This is a genomic window from Streptomyces sp. NPDC037100 (assembly GCF_055606225.1).
Genome location: NZ_JBVJSX010000006.1, coordinates 583,922 through 601,166 on the forward strand (window position 1 = coordinate 583,922; position 17,245 = coordinate 601,166).

At 73.1% G+C, this 17,245-nt stretch carries 13 protein-coding genes and 1 pseudogene; 6 read left to right on the forward strand and 8 right to left on the reverse strand.

Translation table 11 applies throughout. From position 1 onward, the window contains the following. Positions 1-2: 2 nt before the first annotated feature. Together ACZ7EG_RS22900 and ACZ7EG_RS22905 are read left to right on the forward strand one after the other, a co-directional pair. Positions 3-1,025, forward strand: a complete 1,023-nt coding sequence (locus tag ACZ7EG_RS22900) for a TIGR03842 family LLM class F420-dependent oxidoreductase (protein ID WP_471081765.1) — start codon at positions 3-5, stop codon at positions 1,023-1,025. A 139-nt stretch (positions 1,026-1,164) separates the two neighbouring features. Continuing rightward, positions 1,165-2,685, forward strand: a complete 1,521-nt coding sequence (locus ACZ7EG_RS22905) for an NCS1 family nucleobase:cation symporter-1 (RefSeq protein ID WP_471081768.1) — start codon at positions 1,165-1,167, stop codon at positions 2,683-2,685. Positions 2,686-2,710: 25 nt separating this feature from the next. Here ACZ7EG_RS22905 and ACZ7EG_RS22910 read toward each other — a convergent pair whose 3' ends face one another. The 5 genes from ACZ7EG_RS22910 to ACZ7EG_RS22930 form a co-directional block, all read right to left on the reverse strand. Continuing rightward, positions 2,711-3,379 carry a hypothetical protein gene (locus tag ACZ7EG_RS22910; RefSeq protein WP_471081771.1) on the reverse strand — a complete coding sequence of 223 codons (669 nt, stop codon included), beginning with the start codon at positions 3,377-3,379 and terminating at the stop codon, positions 2,711-2,713. A 220-nt stretch (positions 3,380-3,599) separates the two neighbouring features. Further along, positions 3,600-4,490 carry a LysR family transcriptional regulator gene (locus ACZ7EG_RS22915; protein WP_471081774.1) on the reverse strand — a complete coding sequence of 297 codons (891 nt, stop codon included), beginning with the start codon at positions 4,488-4,490 and terminating at the stop codon, positions 3,600-3,602. Between the two features lie 273 nt (positions 4,491-4,763). Further along, positions 4,764-6,503: an FUSC family protein gene (locus tag ACZ7EG_RS22920; RefSeq protein WP_471081777.1), complete on the reverse strand. Its 1,740-nt coding sequence runs from the start codon at positions 6,501-6,503 to the stop codon at positions 4,764-4,766. Positions 6,504-6,574: 71 nt separating this feature from the next. Continuing rightward, positions 6,575-7,630, reverse strand: a complete 1,056-nt coding sequence (locus ACZ7EG_RS22925) for an AEC family transporter (RefSeq protein ID WP_471081780.1) — start codon at positions 7,628-7,630, stop codon at positions 6,575-6,577. A gap of 129 nt (positions 7,631-7,759) precedes the next feature. Further along, positions 7,760-9,463, reverse strand: coding sequence for an NAD-dependent malic enzyme (locus tag ACZ7EG_RS22930; protein ID WP_471081784.1), 1,704 nt, complete (start codon positions 9,461-9,463; stop codon positions 7,760-7,762). Between the two features lie 257 nt (positions 9,464-9,720). On the opposite strand from ACZ7EG_RS22930, the gene ACZ7EG_RS22935 reads away from it, so the two are divergent. The 4 genes from ACZ7EG_RS22935 to ACZ7EG_RS22950 all read left to right on the forward strand — a co-directional run bounded on the left by ACZ7EG_RS22935 (position 9,721) and on the right by ACZ7EG_RS22950 (position 14,631). Then, positions 9,721-11,547, forward strand: coding sequence for a gamma-glutamyltransferase family protein (locus tag ACZ7EG_RS22935; RefSeq protein ID WP_471081787.1), 1,827 nt, complete (start codon positions 9,721-9,723; stop codon positions 11,545-11,547). A gap of 142 nt (positions 11,548-11,689) precedes the next feature. After that, positions 11,690-12,535, forward strand: coding sequence for an inositol monophosphatase family protein (locus tag ACZ7EG_RS22940; RefSeq protein ID WP_471081790.1), 846 nt, complete (start codon positions 11,690-11,692; stop codon positions 12,533-12,535). Between the two features lie 180 nt (positions 12,536-12,715). Further along, a complete protein-coding gene (locus ACZ7EG_RS22945; RefSeq protein ID WP_471081793.1) occupies positions 12,716-14,125 on the forward strand; it encodes a phytoene desaturase family protein in 1,410 nt (469 codons plus the stop codon). Further along, the gene (locus ACZ7EG_RS22950) at positions 14,122-14,631 is read left to right on the forward strand and encodes an O-acetyl-ADP-ribose deacetylase (protein WP_471081796.1); all 510 of its coding nucleotides are present in this window, start codon (positions 14,122-14,124) and stop codon (positions 14,629-14,631) included. The genes ACZ7EG_RS22945 and ACZ7EG_RS22950 overlap by 4 nt, the downstream gene beginning before the upstream one ends. 57 nt (positions 14,632-14,688) lie before the next feature. On the opposite strand, the pseudogene ACZ7EG_RS22955 reads toward ACZ7EG_RS22950, so the two are convergent. The 3 genes and pseudogenes from ACZ7EG_RS22955 to ACZ7EG_RS22965 form a co-directional block, all read right to left on the reverse strand. Beyond that, positions 14,689-14,802, reverse strand: a pseudogene (locus ACZ7EG_RS22955) (class II glutamine amidotransferase); the annotation flags it as partial. A 195-nt stretch (positions 14,803-14,997) separates the two neighbouring features. Beyond that, a complete protein-coding gene (locus ACZ7EG_RS22960) occupies positions 14,998-16,404 on the reverse strand; it encodes a DUF2252 domain-containing protein (protein ID WP_471081799.1) in 1,407 nt (468 codons plus the stop codon). Positions 16,405-16,407: 3 nt separating this feature from the next. After that, positions 16,408-16,983, reverse strand: a complete 576-nt coding sequence (locus ACZ7EG_RS22965) for a potassium channel family protein (RefSeq protein WP_471081802.1) — start codon at positions 16,981-16,983, stop codon at positions 16,408-16,410. Between the last annotated feature and the right edge of the window lie 262 nt (positions 16,984-17,245).

A 17,245-nucleotide genomic window follows, 5' to 3' on the forward strand; every position in this document is an offset into this window, starting at 1 on the left:
AGATGGACTTCGGACTCGTCCTGCAGACCGACCCGCCGGCCTCGCGGGTGATCAGCCTGATGAAACGCGCGGAACGGAACGGCTTCACGTACGGCTGGACCTTCGACTCCGCCGTGCTGTGGCAGGAACCGTTCGTGATCTACAGCCAGATCCTGGCCAACACCACGACCCTGAAGGTCGGGCCGATGGTGACCAACCCGGGCACCCGCACCTGGGAGGTCACCGCCTCCACCTTCGCCACCCTCAACGACATGTTCGGCAACCGCACGGTCTGCGGCATCGGCCGCGGTGACTCCGCGATGCGGGTGGCCGGCCGCAAGCCCAACACCCTGGCCCGGATCAGCGGGGCCATGAAGGTCATCCGGGACCTCGGCAGCGGACGGGAGGCCGACCTCGGCGGCGGCACCGTCGTCCGGTTCCCCTGGATCAAGCCGGGCGCCGAACTGCCCGTGTGGATGGCCGCGTACGGCCCCAAGGCCCTGAAGATGACCGGCGAGGAGGCGGACGGGTTCATCCTCCAGCTGGCCGACCTCTATCTCACCGAGTACATGGTCAAGGCCGTGAAGGACGCGGCCGTCGCGGCCGGCCGGGACCCCGCCGAGGTGACCGTCTGCGTGGCCGCCCCGGCGTACGTCACCGAGGACGACTCGCCCGAGGCGCTCGCCCACGCGCGCGAGCAGTGCCGCTGGTTCGGCGGCATGGTCGGCAACCACGTCGCCGATCTGGTCTCCAAGTACGGCGAGCACTCGGCCGCCGTCCCCGAGGAACTGACCGACTACATCAAGGCCCGCGAGGGCTACGACTACTCCCACCACGGACGCGCCGACAACCCGGACACCCAGTTCGTGCCCGACGAGATCGTCGACCGGTTCTGCCTCATCGGCCCGGTCGAGAAGCACATCGAGAAGCTGGACGCGCTGCGCGCGCTCGGCGTGGACCAGTTCGCCGTCTACGACATGCACGACGCGCAGGAGGCCGTGATCGAGGCCTACGGATCCCAGGTGATCCCGGCCGTCAACGGCTGACCTCCTCCGCCGCACCACTCCCTGTGAACTCCCCCTTCCCAGCGGCTCGGGAAGGGGGCCCAGGACGCTCCCGAGCGCACCCCCCATCGGCATCACCGCACGGCCTTTCCCGTCCCACCTCCCCTGATTGGCCCGGCCCATGACCGATACCGCTCCCACGGCCCCACCGCCGACCACCCAAGTCACCCTCGCCGACGGCCGGGTGGAGATCCCCCCGGGCGCCCCCGCACCGACCGGCCCCTACGCCAACGAGGACCTGCTGCCGGTCCCGGTCGAGAAGCGCACCTGGACTACCTACAACTTCTCAGCCCTGTGGGTCGGCATGGCCCACAACACGGCCTCCTGGACCCTCGCCTCCGGGCTCATCGCCGTCGGCATGGACTGGAAGCAGGCGGTGCTCACCATCGCCCTGGCCAACGTGATCGTGCTGATACCGATGCTGCTCACCGGCCACGCCGGGCCCAAGTACGGCATACCCTTCCCGGTCTTCGCCCGGGCCTCCTTCGGTATCCGTGGCGCCAACCTGCCCGCCGTCGTACGGGCGTTGGTGGCGTGCGGCTGGTTCGGCATCCAGACCTGGATCGGCGGCGAGGCGATCTACTTCCTGGCCGGCAAGCTCATCGGCACCGGCTGGACGGACGCGGCGAAGGTCGGCGGCTACGCCTGGACGATGTGGCTGTCGTTCGCGATCTTCTGGGCGTTGCAGGTCGTCATCATCTACCGGGGCATGGAGACGATCCGCCGCTTCGAGAACTGGGCGGCGCCCTTCGTGCTCGTCGGTGCGTTCGTGATGCTGTGGTGGATGAGCGACAAGGCGGGCGGCTTCGGCCCGCTGCTCGACCAGCCCTCCAAGCTCGGCTGGGGCCCGGAGTTCTGGAAACTGTTCGCGCCCGCCCTCATGGGCATGATCGGCTTCTGGTCAACGCTGTCGCTGAACATCCCCGACTTCACCCGCTACGGCAGGAGCCAGAAGGCGCAGACGTGGGGCCAGGCCCTCGGCCTGCCGACCACCATGACCCTCTTCGCCTTCCTGTCGGTGATGGTCACCTCCGGCTCCCAGGCCGTCTACGGCGAGGCCATCTGGGACCCGGTACAGCTCGCGGCCAAGACCGACAACACGGCGGGCCTGCTCTTCGCACTGGTCACCGTGCTGGTGGCGACGCTCTCCGTCAACGTGGCGGCCAACCTGGTCTCGCCGGCGTTCGACTTCTCCAACATCGCGCCCCGGCGCATCAGTTTCCGCGCCGGCGCCCTCGCCACCTGCGTCCTCGGTGTGCTGATCTTCCCGTGGAAGCTGTACTCCGACCCGCAGGGCTACATCTTCACCTGGCTCGGCCTGGTCGGCGGCCTGCTCGGCACCGTCGCGGGCATCCTCATCGCCGACTACTGGATCCTGCGCCGCTCCCGGCTCGACCTCGCCGACCTGTACCGGCCCGGTGGCCGCTACTGGTACGAGGGCGGCTGGAACTGGCGGGCCGTCGTCGCCTTCGCGGTCGGCGGTGTCCTCGCCGTGGGCGGCGCGAGCTTCAAGCCGCTGATCGACGGCCGTCCCATCCCGGCACTGGCCGACCTGGCCGACTACGGCTGGGCCGTGGGCCTGGGAACCTCGATGATTCTGTACCTGGCGCTGATGGCCACCCGGGGCCGCAGCACCCGCTGAGGAAGACCGGCGCGCTGGAGAGCGCTCAGTCCTTGTCGCTCTCCAGCGCGGCCACCGCCTCCTTGGCGGCCTTGATCGCGCCCTTGTTGATCGTGTCCGTGCCGGGCGCCTTCTTCGACTCGAAGTCACTGCCGTTGTAGTTGATCGTCACCAGCGCGTTGGAGGCGCGGGCGAAGACGACGCCCTCGCGGGTCTCCTGCTTGTCCTCGGTCGTCAGGTTCACGACGGAGTACGCGCTGTCCCCCAGTCCGGGGACCGCCCCGCCGCCGCTCTGCTTCTCGATGTGCGCCTCGTACGACTTCTGCGCGGCCTCGTCCGACTCCATGACCTCGTAGGACACGTCGAGCCAGCGGTAGTCGTAGCCCTTGAGCGCGTTCCAGGAGCAGGTGCGGCGCAGCTCGGAGTCCGTGGACGGGATCTCCTTGCCGGCCGTCTTGGCGCCCGGCACCAGCGCCTCGACGGTCTTCTCGGCGACGCTCTCGCACGGGGCGGGCGCGGCCGAGTAAGCCTTCGACACCGTCGACGTCGACGGGGCGGACTCCGAGCGGGTCTCGGTCTTCTCTTCGGCCGGTTTGTGCTCGGCCGCCCGCGGCGCGGTGAGCGGACCGGACGACAGCGCCCAGCCCACCGCGGCGAGTACCACCACCGGGGACAGACGGGCGGTCAGGGCCAGGGGCAGAGGTAGGGAACGCACGGCGCCCTTCAGGTGGGGACGGACGGTGCGGAACGGGTCCGCACGGCGGACGGGACGACAGTTTCACATGCGTCCCTGTGCTGCGGAAGTGCGGCCTCCCCCACACGTTCTGTGGAACACCGTGCGTGTCGGCGCCGTCGCGCTGTGCCCGGCGCAACCTGCCTGCGCCGCCCGGGACAAGGCCGGACATGCACCGACTTCCCGTGACAGGAAGGGACATTCACTCCACGGTCGACGCCCGCAGCGCGTGGTCGAGGAAGCGCCGGGTGATCGGCGGCACGGCTCGGGAGCTCAGCCAGGCGATACCGATGTCCCGGGCGCCCCGCACGTCGGTGATCTCCAGGTAGCGGATCGGGGACTCGGAGGCCGCCGTGACGTCCGGCGACGACGGGATCAGAGACACACCAAGGCCCGCGGCGACCAGACCGCGCAGGGTCTCCACCTCTTCGCCCTCGAAGGCGATGACCGGCGTGAAGCCGGCCTCGCGGCACAGCCCCGCGGTGATGTCACGCAGCCCGTATCCCTGCTTGAGCAGGATGAACCGCTCCTCGGCCACCTCCGCCAGGCGGATCCGGCGGCGTTTGGCCAGCCGGTGCCGGGACGGGACGGCCAGCCGCAGCGGCTCCACCAGCAGGCGCCGCCACGTGATGAGGGGGTGGCCGGGGTCGCTGCTGGTGATGACCAGGTCCGCGGTCGTGTCGAGGAGGTGCCGGGTCAGGCCGATCTCGCCGTCCTGGTGCAGCTCGAACTGCGCCTGCGGGAAGGTCCGCCGGAAGTCGGTGACGAGCCGGGGGACCAGCCAGGTGCCCAGGGTGTGCAGGAAGGCGAGCGACACCACGCCCGAGTCGGGGTGGACCATCTCGGCCACGGCTCGCCGGCCCCGGTCGTAGTTGTCGAGCACCCCGTCGACGTACTCCTTGAACACCCGGCCCGCCGGGGTGAGGCGCAGCACGCGCCCGACGCGCTGGAGGAGCTCGGCGCCGACCTCGTCCTCCAGCCGGGCCAGGGCCCGGGACAGCGCGGGCTGGGTGATGCCGGCGTCCGCCGCGGCGTCGGTCACCGTCGTTCCCTCCGCGACGGACTGGAAGGAACGCAGCACCTGGAGATCCATGGTGCCATTCTTCCCCTTCATGGATCGCTGATGACCCAGGCGACGGCGGCATGGATCACACCGGCACACCGGCACGCCGGACCGGGAAGCGGCAACTGGACCAGGGCCCGACGCCGGGCGGGGTGTCCGTCGTCGGGCCGGGATCCGTTGCTGGGCGGGGGTCCGCTGCCGTGCTGGGAACTGGTGCCGGGGCGGGGGCGGTGGCCGGGGCTGGGACCGATGTCCGGGCCCGGCCCGTTACCGGGCCGGGATCCGGCACCGGGGCGGGTGCCGCTACCGGACCGGGCTCGCCGCGTCCGCGACCACCTGTCCCGTCACCTGGTCGCAGAGCTGTTCGGCCGCCGTGATCGCGCTCTCCCAGTCGGGCAGCGGCCGCCCGCGGCGGGCCGGTTCCCGCCGGGCGTGAGCGACCGTGCGGCGCGCCTCGGCCAGCTGGTGGTAAGCGGCACGGCGCAGCGACTGCCGATGGACCGGGCCCGCTTCCTTCGCGGCGTCGCGGTAGCGCAGTGCGGCGGCGACGGCGGCCTCGGTCTGTGCCTCGGCACGGTGGGCGGCGGAGTCCGGCCACACCGCGAAGTGCGCGACGAGCACCAGCGCGGACGCCAGCGCCGTGTCCACCACCCGCGTGCCGTACAGCGGACGGTGGTCGCCCAGCAGGTCGAGCAGCACGAACACGACCGCGGTCAGGCCCAGCGTGGCGAGCGCGTAGTGGTGCCGCACGCCGATGGCCATGAGCGCGCCGAACACGGCCACGACACCCACCACGGCGTACGTACCGGTGGCAGCCGCGGACACCGCCCCGATGGCGGCCACCCCGACGATCGTGCCGACGCACCGGTGCAGTGCCCGCGGGAACAGCGGCCCGAAGTCGGGCTTGTAGACGAAGGCCACCGTCATGGGCAGCCAGTAACCGCGAGGCCGGTGCAGCACCTCCGCGAGCACATGGGCGGCGAGCACACACCCGGCCAGCAGCAGGGCGTACCGCACCCGCGCCGCCCGTCCGGGCCCGTCGTTCGCCGGCAGACGCAACTCCAGGTCGGCCCCCTCCGGCTCACCGTCCACGGCGGTGACCAGCTCGGCCAGGGCGCGCCTGCCCGGCGAGCCGGTCACCGGTGCCGGCTGCGGCGCACGGTCCTCCGGGGCCGCGAGGTGGCCCGGCAGCAGACGTCCGGCCAGGTGCCGCGGTACGCGGGTCAGGGCGGGCGGAAGCGCACGGCCCTCCCACACCACCGCCGTCACGGCCTCGCCCAGCCGCACGGCGTAGTGGAACGCCCGGACCAGGTCCCCGGTTTCGTCCCGCTGCCTCCGCCCGCGCGGGGCGAGATGGAGGGCCATCACCTCGTGGGCGTGGTTCAGGGCCAGCGTCATCCGCCGGCGGGCCCCCTCGGCGGCCTCGGTACCCGCCGCGGTCAGCGCCTCGCCCGCGCTCCGGTACACGGCGAGCACGGCGGCCCGTTCGACGTGGTGCCGCCGCCACAGCCACGGCGCCGCGGACAGCACGAGGACGAGCGCGACACCGGCGAGCAGCGCCAGCGGCGGCTGCCACCACGGCCCCGGCACGGGGATGCCACTGCCGATCGTCACGCCGAGCAGCAGGTGCATGCCCGACACGGACGCGATCCGCCCGCGCAGGCCGACACCGCCCGCCACGAGCGCGGCCGCCACCAGACACCCCGCCACCGCCGCCGGCTCCCCGCTGCGCAGGGCGATCTCACCGGCGAGGAGGCCGAGCGCACTGGACACCCCGGTCCAGCCCAGCCGCCGCACCCGGACCCGGTACGGATCGGAACCGTCCTGGCTCACCCCCCACAGGGCGCCGATGGCGGCGATCGCCGAGAGCACGACCCAGCCGGTGGCGAGCCCGACGAGCAGGGGCAGCGCGAGCGCGACGGCCCCCCGCGCCGCCGCGGCGAACGGCAGGGATCCGGGCAGGCGGCCGAGAACGGAGCGCGGCCCCCACGGCCGCGACGGGCGGCGCGGGCGGTCCGGTCGCGAGTCGGCAGCTGATGTCATGAGGCCGTGTCCTTTCGGGTGGTCGGCTGCAGGCCGGGTGCGGAGCGCGCGAGGCGTGGCTCCGGCCGAGGTCAGCCGACCAGCTCGATGAGCAGGGGCAGGGTGACGAAGGAGAGGAGCAGGCTCAGTACGACGGCGGAGCCGATGGTCCGCACGTCCTCGGCCGAGCCGTGCCGGGCGGCGAACATCAGGGGGACGGGCGAGACGGGGAACGCGAGAATCAGCGCGGCCTGGGCGGCGACTGCCTCGGAGGACAGGAGCAGCCCCGTGCCGTAGACGAGCAGAGGCAGCACGACCACGCTGGTGAGCGAGATCGCCCACACGGCGGGGGACAGCGCGGGCCGGCCGATCCGGGCGACGGAGACACCGACGTACACCAGGGCCGTCGCCGAGGCGGCGCCCGCGAGCAGCCCCAGGGCCGAGTCGGCGATCTGCGGCACACCGACCCCGGCGACCGACAGCACCAGGCCCAGGAGGGGGCCCCAGCAGAACGGCTCGCGCAGCGCGTGCCCGACGGTGTGGAGCACGGAGGGGCGAGGGCCGGGCGTCCCGGACCCGGCCGGGGCCGGCCGGGCGGCCGCGTCGGGCGCGCCCCCGCCGACGGTGGCCGGGACGGGCCGCCGTGCGGGGGCCGCCCCGGCGGTGACCGTCGGGTGCTCCGGATGTTCCGGCATGCCCAGGAGGATCAGGACGACCGGGTCGAGAACGACGTTGACGATGATGCCCGCGACAGCGATCGGCACGGCGGCCTGCGCGGTCCCGAACAGGCCCCCCAGGATGGACGTGCCCATGAAGGCGTACTGCGGCTGGACGCAGGCCAGCGCGAACAGGGCCGCCCGCCTCAGTGACCGGCGGGCCGCGAGGCGCAGAACGCCCAGCAGGACGGCGTACACGGCGAGAAACCCGAACGCCAGCAGGCCCACCAGGGGCAGTTGCTCGACCAGCACGTGCCGAGGCGTCCGCCAGATGCTCAGCAACAGCGCGGCGGGGAGCGCGAGTTGCATGGTCAGCTCGCGCAGTGCCTGGGCGCCGCCCGCGTCGAACAGCGCCCGGCGGCCGGTGCCGTAGCCGACCAGGATGAGGAGGAAGACCGGCACCACGACGGTGAAGATCTCGGCGAAAGACATGACTGCGTCAATCCTTTGAAGCAAGGCGGGGACACGACCGTGCGGGCCGGTGACGGTACGTCAGAGAGCCGGGCAAGTCCGGTCGGCGCCCCTGTCGGGGGTGGGGAGCGATACCCGGGCTCAGGCCCGTCAGACGGCCTCGATCGGCGGGTACACCGGATGCCACATGGCCGCGCGGACGCGCTCCTCGATCGTGTCGTCGGCGCTCTCCCGGGCGACGCCGTCGGCGACCGCGGCGCGGGCCACGGCCACGGCCACCGCCACGGACGTGTCGCGCAGCCGGTCGATCGGGGGCAGGATCGGCGCGCCCGGTCCCGCGGGGTCGGTCTGGTCCGCGATGGCGCGGGCCGCGGCCACCAGCATGCCGTCGGTGATCCGCTCGGCCCGGGCGACGGCCGTGCCGAGACCCAGCCCGGGGAAGACCAGCGCGTTGTTGGCCTGCCCGATGTGGTGGGTGACGCCGTCGGTCTCCACCGGCTCGAAGGGGCTGCCGGTGGCGATCAGGGCCCGGCCGCCGGTCCAGGCGAGCAGGTCGGCGGGGACGGCCTCGGCCAGCCGCGTGGGGTTGGACAGGGGCAGGATGACCGGACGGTCGGTGTGCGCGGCCATGGCGCGGACGATGCCCTCGGTGAAGGCCCCGCCCTGCCCCGAGGCGCCGATCAGGACGCTCGGTCGCACCCGGTCGACGACCTCGGCCAGCGGCACGCCCCCGAGGTTCTCGTCGTGCCGCCAGTCGGCGACCTCGGCGCGGCCACGGGCGAAGGGCATCTGGAAGTCCCGCAGCCCCTCCTGGCCTTCGGTCAGCAGGCCGTGACGGTCCACGGCCCAGATGCGCTCCGCGGCCTCCCGCGGCGTCAGTCCGTCGGCGATCATCGCGTCGCGGAGTTGCTCGGCGATCCCGATGCCGGCGGTTCCGGCACCGAACAGCACCACCCGGTGGTCGCGCAGTGCGGCACCGCCGGCGCGCACGCCGGAGAGCACGGCGGCCAGATTCACGGCGCCGGTGCCCTGGATGTCGTCGTTGAACGTGAGCGTCTTGTCGCGGTAGCGGTCCAGGATGCGGCGGGCGTTGGACGAGCCGAAGTCCTCCCAGTGCAGCAGGGCGTCGGGGAACAGCTTCGTGGCCGCGGCGACGTAGGCGTCGACGAAGGCGTCGTAGCGGTCCCGGTCCGCGCGCGGATGCCGGTTGCCCAGGTACAGCGGGTCGTCCAGCAGTTCCTGCCGGTCGGTGCCGACGTCCAGCATCACCGCCAGGGTGCGGGCCGGGTCCACGCCGGCGGCGGCCGTGTAGACGGCGAGCTTGCCGACCGCGATGTCGATGCCGCCCACACCCCAGTCACCGATGCCGAGGATCGCCTCGCCGTCCGTCGCCACGATCAGGTCGACGTCGTCGGCGCCCAGCCCGGAGGCGCGCAGGGAGCTCTCGATGGACTCGGGGTCGTCGACCGAGAGGTAGACGCCGCGCGGGCGGCGGTACTCGTAGCTGTAGCGTTCGATCGCCGTACCCACGGTCGGGGTGTAGACGATCGGCAGCATCTCGGCGAGATGGTCACCGAGGAGCCGGTGGAAGAGCACCTCGTTGCGGTCGCGCAGCGCCGTCAGATAGACGTTCTTGGCGAGGTCGTCGGGCTGGGACCGGAACTGCGTGTAGGCACGGGCGGCCTGCTGGTCCTGCGTGAGGACCTGCGGCGGCACCAGACCGGTCAGTCCGAGCTCCTGCCGCTCCTGCCGGGTGAAGGCCGTACCCCGGTTCAGGCGCGGACTGTTCAGGACGGAGTGTCCGCGCGCGCTCGTCCGGATGACACCGTCGACGGTGCTCCTCTCTGTGCCCATGATGACTCCTCAGAATGTCGGTACCGGGGCTGGTTCCAGACTGTGACGCTGCGTGGCATGCGTCCAATGCCTGGCATGACACAGATCCATGACCTCAAGACATTCGAGCTTTGACCTGCGGTTATCCAGGGGCGGGACGTCAGCCGAGCCGCCCGACTGTGATTGACGTCGCCCGGGCGGGGGCAGCGAAGGGGAGGGAGTTCCGGACCCGACGGCTCCGGCCCCGGTCCGAGTCCCGAGGCCAGGTGAGAGGTCAGATGTTCACCACCCGCCCCACCCTCCAGGGCACCTTCGGCATGGTGTCCTCCACCCACTGGCTCGCCTCGCAGTCGGCGATGGCCGTCCTGGAGAGCGGCGGCAACGCCTACGACGCCGCCGTGGCGGGCGCGTTCGTGCTGCACGTCGTCGAGCCGCACCTCAACGGCCCGGCGGGCGAGGTGCCGATCCTGCTCGCCCCGGCCGGTGGCGAGGTGCGGGTGCTGTGCGGGCAGGGCGTCGCTCCGGCGGGCGCGACCGTCGCGCACTACCGGGGCCTCGGACTGGATCTCGTCCCCGGCACCGGGCCGCTCGCCGCCGCCGTGCCGGGCGCGTTCGACGCCTGGATGCTGCTGTTGCGCGACCACGGCACCAAGTCCCTCGACGACGTCCTGGCATACGCCATCGGCTACGCCCAGCACGGACACGCGCCGGTGGAGCGGGTCGGTGAGACCGTCGAGACCGTGCGCGAGCTGTTCGAGACGGAGTGGACCTCCTCGGCGGACGTCTACCTCCCGGGCGGCAAGGCGCCGCGCCCCGGCGAGCTCTTCGCCAACCCCGCCCTCGCAGCCACCTGGAAGCGCCTGCTCGCCGAGACCGCCGGCGCGGGTGACCGGGAGGCACGGATCGAGGCCGCCCGGCAGGTGTGGCGCACCGGCTTCATCGCCGACGCCCTCGTCCGCCAGGCCGGGCGCCCCACGAGGGACACCAGCGGTGAGCGCCACACCGGCACCCTCACGGCCGCAGACCTCGCCGCCTGGTCCGCGACCTACGAGACACCGGCCACGTACGACTGGAACGGCTGGACCGTGTGCAAGCCGGGCCCCTGGAGCCAGGGCCCGGTCCTCCTCCAGCAACTCGCCCTGCTCCCGCCCGAACTGCCCCCGTACGGTTCGGCCGACTACGTCCATCTCCTGGTGGAGAACTGCAAGCTCGCCATGGCCGACCGGGAGGCCTGGTACGGGGACGCCGCCGACGTGCCCCTCGACGACCTGCTGTCCGACGCGTACAACACGCCCCGCCGCGCCCTCGTCGGCGAGCGGGCCGAGAACGACCTGCGGCCCGGCAGCCCCGGCGGACGCACCCCGCGACTGTGCGCGCACGCGCGCGTGGCGGCCGCCGCCCAGGAAGGCTACGACGCCCTGGGCGTCGGCGAACCGACCGTCGCCAAGAGCCAGGCGTCCCCCGTGCCGGGCGAGCCGGAGATCCTCGCCGACGGGACCACCCGCGGCGACACCTGCCACCTCGACGTCGTCGACCGCTGGGGCAACATGGTCTCGGCCACCCCCAGCGGCGGCTGGCTCCAGTCCAACCCCGTCGTACCCGAACTCGGCTTCCCGCTCGGCACCCGGCTCCAGATGACCTGGCTGGAGGAGGGCCTGCCGAACTCCCTCACCCCCGGCCGCCGCCCCCGTACGACCCTGACGCCCTCGATCGCCCTGCGCGAGGGCGTGCCCGTGATGGCGTTCGGCACGCCCGGCGGGGACCAGCAGGACCAGTGGCAGCTGCACTTCTTCCTCGCGGTCGCCCTGCGCGGCCCCGTGCGCGGCGGCCCCGACCTCCAGGGCGCGATCGACGCCCCGAACTGGCACAACGACAGCTTCCCCGGCTCCTTCTACCCACGCGGCATGCGCCCGGGCAGCGTGACCGTGGAGTCCCGCACCGACCCCGCCGTCGTCGGGGAGCTGCGGCGCCGCGGCCATGACGTGACCGTGGGCGGCCCCTGGTCGGAAGGCCGGCTGTGCGTGGTCGCGCGGGACCCGGAGACGGGCGTGCTGTCGGCGGCGGCGAACCCGCGTGGGATGCAGGGGTACGCCGTGGGCCGGTGATCCGGCGGTGATCCGCAGCCGGGCGAGCCTGTGGCGCGCATCGGCGTCCGACCGAGCCCGCCGCCCCCGCTGTTCATCGCGATGCCACCCCGGGTGCACCCGGCGGGCAGGGCTTGTCAGTGGCCCGTGTTGTCATGGAGGGGTGATCGACAGCAACGAAACCATCGAAGAGTTTCTCGCAGAGCACGCCTCCGAGGTCGAAGAGGCGATCCGCAAGGCGGCCGCGGCCGAGATCCTGCCGCGCTGGCGCCGGCTCGCCGCGCACGAGGTCGACCAGAAGAGCGGCCCGCACGACCTGGTGACCGACGCCGACCGCAAGGCCGAGCTGTACCTGACCGAGGCCCTGGTCGCCCTGCTGCCCGGCTCGGTCGTGGTGGGCGAGGAGGCGGTGCACGCCAACCCGGCGTCGTACGAGGCGATACGCGGCGACGCCCCGGTCTGGATCGTCGACCCGGTCGACGGGACACGCCAGTTCGTGCGCGGCGAGGCCGGCTTCTGCACCCTGGTCGCGCTGGTCCACCGCGGCACCCTGCTCGCGTCCTGGACGTACGCGCCCGCCCGCGACCGGCTCGCCTTCGCCCAGCGGGGAAAGGGCGCCCACCTCGACGGGGAACGGCTGTTCGCCGGAGTGCCGGAGCCCGGCCGGGACCTGCGCGTGGCCACCTCCCACCCCGACTACACGACGGACGAGCAGAAGGACGCCCTGCTCGGCCTGCGCGCCGACGGTGTGGCACCGCGCCCGTGCGGCTCCGCCGGACTGGAGTATCTCGCCATCGCCCGCGGCGAGTTGGACGCGGTGGCGTTCTCCTGGGAAGCGGCATGGGACCACGCGGCCGGCCTGCTCCTGGTCGAGGAGGCGGGTGGCGCTCACCTCACTCTCGCGGGCGACCCGTTCCGCATCCAGGGCGGCAACGCCCTGCCCTTCACCGCCGCCCGGGACGCGGCCACGGCCCGCAGGGTGGTGGACCTGCTGTCGGGCGGGGCCTGAGCGCAGAGGTCGTTGCGTGTCGCACACAGATGATTACGCACCGTGTGCGCATGAGGGTTTCGGCCGCCGTGAAGTGCCCAACCGCAGCGGAAATCACCTGCGGCCGGTGACTGTCAGTCTCCGGGCATATCCTGATGCTCAGTGGCCGTCGGCTGACGAAGGGGTCCGAAGGTGCCGTCGATGCTCGATGCCGTCGTAGTGGGTGCGGGGCCGAACGGACTGACCGCGGCCGTGGAGCTGGCCCGCCGCGGTTTCTCCGTCGCCGTCTTCGAGGCCCGCAGCACCGTGGGCGGCGGAGCCCGCACCGAGGAGCTCACCCTCCCCGGCTTCCGTCACGACCCGTGCTCCGCGGCCCACCCGCTCGCCATCAATTCACCGGCGTTCCGCGCCCTGCCGCTCGAGCGGTACGGCCTGGAGTGGCTGCACGCCGAGCTGCCCATGGCGCACCCCTTCCCGGACGGCTCGGCGGCCGTCCTGGCCCGGACCGTCGGCGAGACGGCCGCCTCCTTCGGCCCGCGCGACGCCGGCGCGTACCGCAGGCTCGTCGAGCCCTTCCTGCCCAAGTGGGACACCCTCGCCCGGGACTTCATGTCACTGCCGCTGACCGCCCTGCCCCGCGACCCGGTGACCCTCGCCCGCTTCGGCCTGGCCGGGCTGCCCCCGTCGACGCTGCTGATGCGCCGCTTCCGCGACGAGCCGGCCAAGGCCCTCTTCTCCGGGCTCGTCGCCCACGTCATGGCACCGCTCGGCGGCTTCGCCACCGGGGCCATCGGCCTGGTCTTCGCCCTGGCGGCGCACGCCCGCGGCTGGCCCGTCGCCCGCGGCGGCTCCCAGTCCCTCTCCGACGCCCTCGCCGCCTACCTGCGCGACCTCGGCGGCAGCGTCCACACGGACTACGAGGTCAAGCGCCTCGACGACCTGCCGCCGGCCCGGGCCTACGTCTTCGACACCTCACCCACCGCCCTGGCCCGCATCGCCGGCTTCGGAAACCACTACGGCGGATACCGCTACGGGCCCGGCGTCTTCAAGGTCGACTACGCGCTGGACGGCCCCGTGCCCTGGACCGCGAAGGAGGCCCGCGCCGCCGGCACGGTGCAGGTCGGCGCGAGCAGCGCGGAGATCGGAGCGGCCCTGCGCGCGGCCTCCCGGGAGGGCCGGGCCCCCGACCCGCCGTTCCTGATCACGGTCCAGCCGAGCGTGGTCGACCCCACCCGGGCCCCGGCGGGCAAGCACGTCTTCTGGGCCTACGGTCACGTCCCGCACGGCTGGACCGGCGACCTCACCGACGCCATAGAGCGCCAACTGGAGCGCTTCGCCCCGGGGTTCCGCGACCGCGTCCTGGCCCGTGCCACGGCGGGGCCGCCCGAACTCGCCGCCCGCAACGCCAACTACATCGGCGGGGACATCGCCTCCGGTGCGGTCTCCGGCCTCCAGCTCCTGCTGCGCCCGAGGCCCACGCTGTTCCCGTACCGCACCCCGCATCCGGCCGTCTTCATCTGCTCGTCGGCGACCCCGCCCGGCCCCGGCGTGCACGGCATGTCGGGACACAACGCGGCGAAGGCCGTCTGGAAGCGACTGAGGCAGATATGACGGCCATCGAACTGGTCCAGGGCGACATCACCCGGGAGAGCGCCGACGCGATCGTCAACGCGGCCAACTCCTCGCTGCTGGGCGGGGGAGGGGTCGACGGGGCGATCCACCGCCGTGGCGGCCCCGCGATCCTGGAGGACTGCCGCAGGCTCCGCGCGGCGCACCTCGGCAAGGGCCTGCCCACCGGCCAGGCGGTCGCCACCACCGCGGGCGACCTGGACGCCCGCTGGGTCATCCACACCGTCGGCCCGGTGTTCAGCGCGACCGAGGACCGCTCGGGCCTGCTCGCCTCCTGCTACCGCGAGTCGCTTCGCGTCGCCGGTGAACTCGGCGCCCGTACCGTGGTGTTCCCCGCGATCTCCACCGGTGTCTACGGCTGGCCGATGGACGACGGCGCCCGCATCGCGGTCGAGACCGTCCGGGCAGCGGACACCACCGTCGAGGAGGTCAGGTTCGTCCTCTTCGACGAACGGGGGTACGAGGCGTTCGCCGCGCGGCTGCGCTGAGCCGGGCGAGGGCAGGGCTCAGACGGGCTCCGGCTCGAAGTGCTGCGGCAGGTCCCGCGTCTCGATCCCCCTTCGCGTGTGCAGGCTCTGGTCGATCAGCGAGTGCTGCGGGCGGTAGAGGACGTCGTCGAGCAGCACGAGAGTGCCCGAGTGGGCGAGCCAGCGGCACATGGCCGTACCCCTGTCCCGAGCCGCCCGGGCCGGACCCGGGCGGTTCCGTAGGTGGTGTCCGTGGAACCCAGGGAAGCGCGGGTGGCGCCGGGGGCGCATCGCCCGCGGCGGGTGAGAGCGTGACGCCCCGCCGGAGCGGATCCCGCCAGGACGAGGGCGTACCGCCGTCCGCCGGGGCCGCCCGGGCGCGGGGCGTCACTGCGCCGCCGCGCGCACACGGCCCGAGCGGACCGCCGCGCGCAGCGCCGCGAAGTCCCGCTCGTTCTGGTCGGCGTACGCCTGGGCGAACACCGTGAGGGCGCGGTCGAAGCGCTCGCCGCCGCCCACGTAGGCCGCGATGGCGATGGGGTCGCCGGAGCGGGCGTGGGCCCGTGCCAGGCTCGCTCCGCACAGCCGCCCGAACAGCCGGAGCAGGCCGGGGTCCATGGTCTCCGGCTGGGCGATGCCCTTCCAGTCGCGCAGTTGCCGCACGTAGAAGTCCCGCTCCTGCCCGTCGAGGCCCACGGCGTGTGTCCAGCCCAGCAGGATGTCGCTGGTCGTCTGGATCAGCCGCTGTCCCGCCACCACACGTCGGCCCTGGTTGTCGTAGCGGTCGCCGCCGGGCGCCGCGAGCACCGACTCCTGTGCCTCCTTGGCCTGGAGCAGCAGCGGATCGTCGTCGTCGCGGCCGAGCAGCAGCACGATCCAGCAGCGGGTGCCGACACTGCCGACCCCGACCACCTTGCGGGCGATGTCCACCAGGCGGTACCGGCGCAGCAGATGCCGGCGCTCGGACGACAGGCTGCGGGCGTACCCCTCCAGGACGGCGCGCAGCTCCTCTTCCCGTCCGTGGTCCGAGGAGTCGCCCGCCAGGTCCCGCAACGGGGTGATCAGCGGCGGGTCCGGTGTGATCCGGCGCCCCTGGGCCGTGGCCCGGGTGAGCTTCTCGTAGGCCTGCATGTGGGTGCGGGTCCGGGCACTCGCCGTGGCCTTCGCGGCGCGGCGCCGAGCCTCCTTGGACATCGACGCGGCCATCAGCTCCCGCATGTGGTCGGTGTCGTCCTGGGCGTACCAGATGTCCAGGTTGCGCATCCCGGCGAAGTCCCGCATCCGCCGCCGGTAGGCCCGGACACACGTCTCGACCGCGCTGTTCTGCTCGGCCTTCCCGAAGCCGTTGGCGCGCCCCGCGATGACGAAGCTGGCCGCCAGCCGCTTGACGTCCCACTCGAACGGACCGGCCAGCGTCTCGTCGAAGTCGTTGATGTCGAAGACCAGGTGGCGCTCGGGCGAGGCCAGCAGCCGGAAGTTCAGCAGGTGGGCGTCCCCGCACAGCTGCACCCGCAGCCCGGTGTCCGAACCGGCGCCCAGGTCCGCCGCCATGATCGCCGCCGCGCCGCGGTAGAAGCGGAACGGGGACTCCAGCATGCGGGCGTAGCGGAGCGGTACCAACTCCGGTACGCGGGTGGCCGACTGGCGCTCCAGCACGTCGACCGGGTCGAACCGGTCCGGCCCCGCCTCGAACCCGGCGTGGGCCGACCGCGGCACCCGCCGCCGCGCCTGCCGGCCGGCAGCCGCCCGCTCGGCCGGTGACGTGAAGGTCGTCAAGGGGCTCGGTACGGTCATGGCTCAGTCCTTCCGCCGCGTGGGGGAGTCGTCCGGGGGCTCCCGGCCCTGCCGGCGCAGTCCCGCCTGCACGGCGCCGGCGAGGATCCGTGCCGCCACGCCCACCAGCAGCAGGCCGCCCACCATCTGAATCATCGTCACCATCCGCCCGGTCTGGGAACGGGCCGTGATGTCGCCGTATCCGACGGTGGTGAACGTCGTGAGCGTGAAGTACAGGGAGTCCGTCTTGGTCAGCGGCTCGCTGAACGAGCCCGGGGTGGTGTGCTCCACCAGGAAGTAGGTGCCCGCGAAGAGCAGCAGGAAGAGCGCCAGCGTCGTGGCCAGGGTCTCGACGGCCTTCACCCGGGGGTGGGGCGAGGTGCGGATGGCCCGCACCTGCCGCCAGAACACCACGACCACCAGCAGCAGACCGCAGGCCAGCGGTACCGAATCGCCGGTCGCGCCGCGTCCGTCCAGGGGCAGCAGGTAGTAGACCGCGACGAGCCCGGCCGCGACGAGCGCGGCACGCACGAGGGCCAGGCCCGCCGCACGCCGTTGTCCCGGCCGCCGCCGGTAGGGGTGCTCCGCCGGATCGTCCATCGCGCGTCTCTCGGTCGCGGTCCTGCCTCCGGCACCGGGGCGCCCCACGAGGCCTGTCCCACCACCTCAGCGCGCCGGCGCCGCACACGGATCACCCGCCACGGGTGAGGCAGCCCGCCTCGCACCCCGGGCAGGCTGAGGTCGACGGGGACCGTTGCCGGGCGGGCGACCGGGACGGAGGGCCGCACATGAGCGGTTCCCGGGGCGGCGAGCACCTGTCCAGCAGTGTCGACGAGCTCGCCGGGCTGTCCGAGATCCGCAG

Excerpts from the sequence above, each read along its gene's own strand:
- ACZ7EG_RS22945 (WP_471081793.1), top strand. The coding sequence starts at position 12,716 with ATGCTCGATGCCGTCGTAGTGGGTGCGGGGCCGAACGGACTGACCGCG.
- ACZ7EG_RS22905 (WP_471081768.1), top strand. The coding sequence starts at position 1,165 with ATGACCGATACCGCTCCCACGGCCCCACCGCCGACCACCCAAGTCACC.
- ACZ7EG_RS22900 (WP_471081765.1), top strand. The coding sequence starts at position 3 with ATGGACTTCGGACTCGTCCTGCAGACCGACCCGCCGGCCTCGCGGGTG.
- ACZ7EG_RS22930 (WP_471081784.1), bottom strand. The coding sequence starts at position 9,463 with ATGGGCACAGAGAGGAGCACCGTCGACGGTGTCATCCGGACGAGCGCG.
- ACZ7EG_RS22915 (WP_471081774.1), bottom strand. The coding sequence starts at position 4,490 with ATGGATCTCCAGGTGCTGCGTTCCTTCCAGTCCGTCGCGGAGGGAACG.
- ACZ7EG_RS22925 (WP_471081780.1), bottom strand. The coding sequence starts at position 7,630 with ATGTCTTTCGCCGAGATCTTCACCGTCGTGGTGCCGGTCTTCCTCCTC.
- ACZ7EG_RS22935 (WP_471081787.1), top strand. The coding sequence starts at position 9,721 with ATGTTCACCACCCGCCCCACCCTCCAGGGCACCTTCGGCATGGTGTCC.
- ACZ7EG_RS22965 (WP_471081802.1), bottom strand. The coding sequence starts at position 16,983 with ATGGACGATCCGGCGGAGCACCCCTACCGGCGGCGGCCGGGACAACGG.
- ACZ7EG_RS22920 (WP_471081777.1), bottom strand. The coding sequence starts at position 6,503 with ATGACATCAGCTGCCGACTCGCGACCGGACCGCCCGCGCCGCCCGTCG.
- ACZ7EG_RS22950 (WP_471081796.1), top strand. The coding sequence starts at position 14,122 with ATGACGGCCATCGAACTGGTCCAGGGCGACATCACCCGGGAGAGCGCC.
- ACZ7EG_RS22960 (WP_471081799.1), bottom strand. The coding sequence starts at position 16,404 with ATGACCGTACCGAGCCCCTTGACGACCTTCACGTCACCGGCCGAGCGG.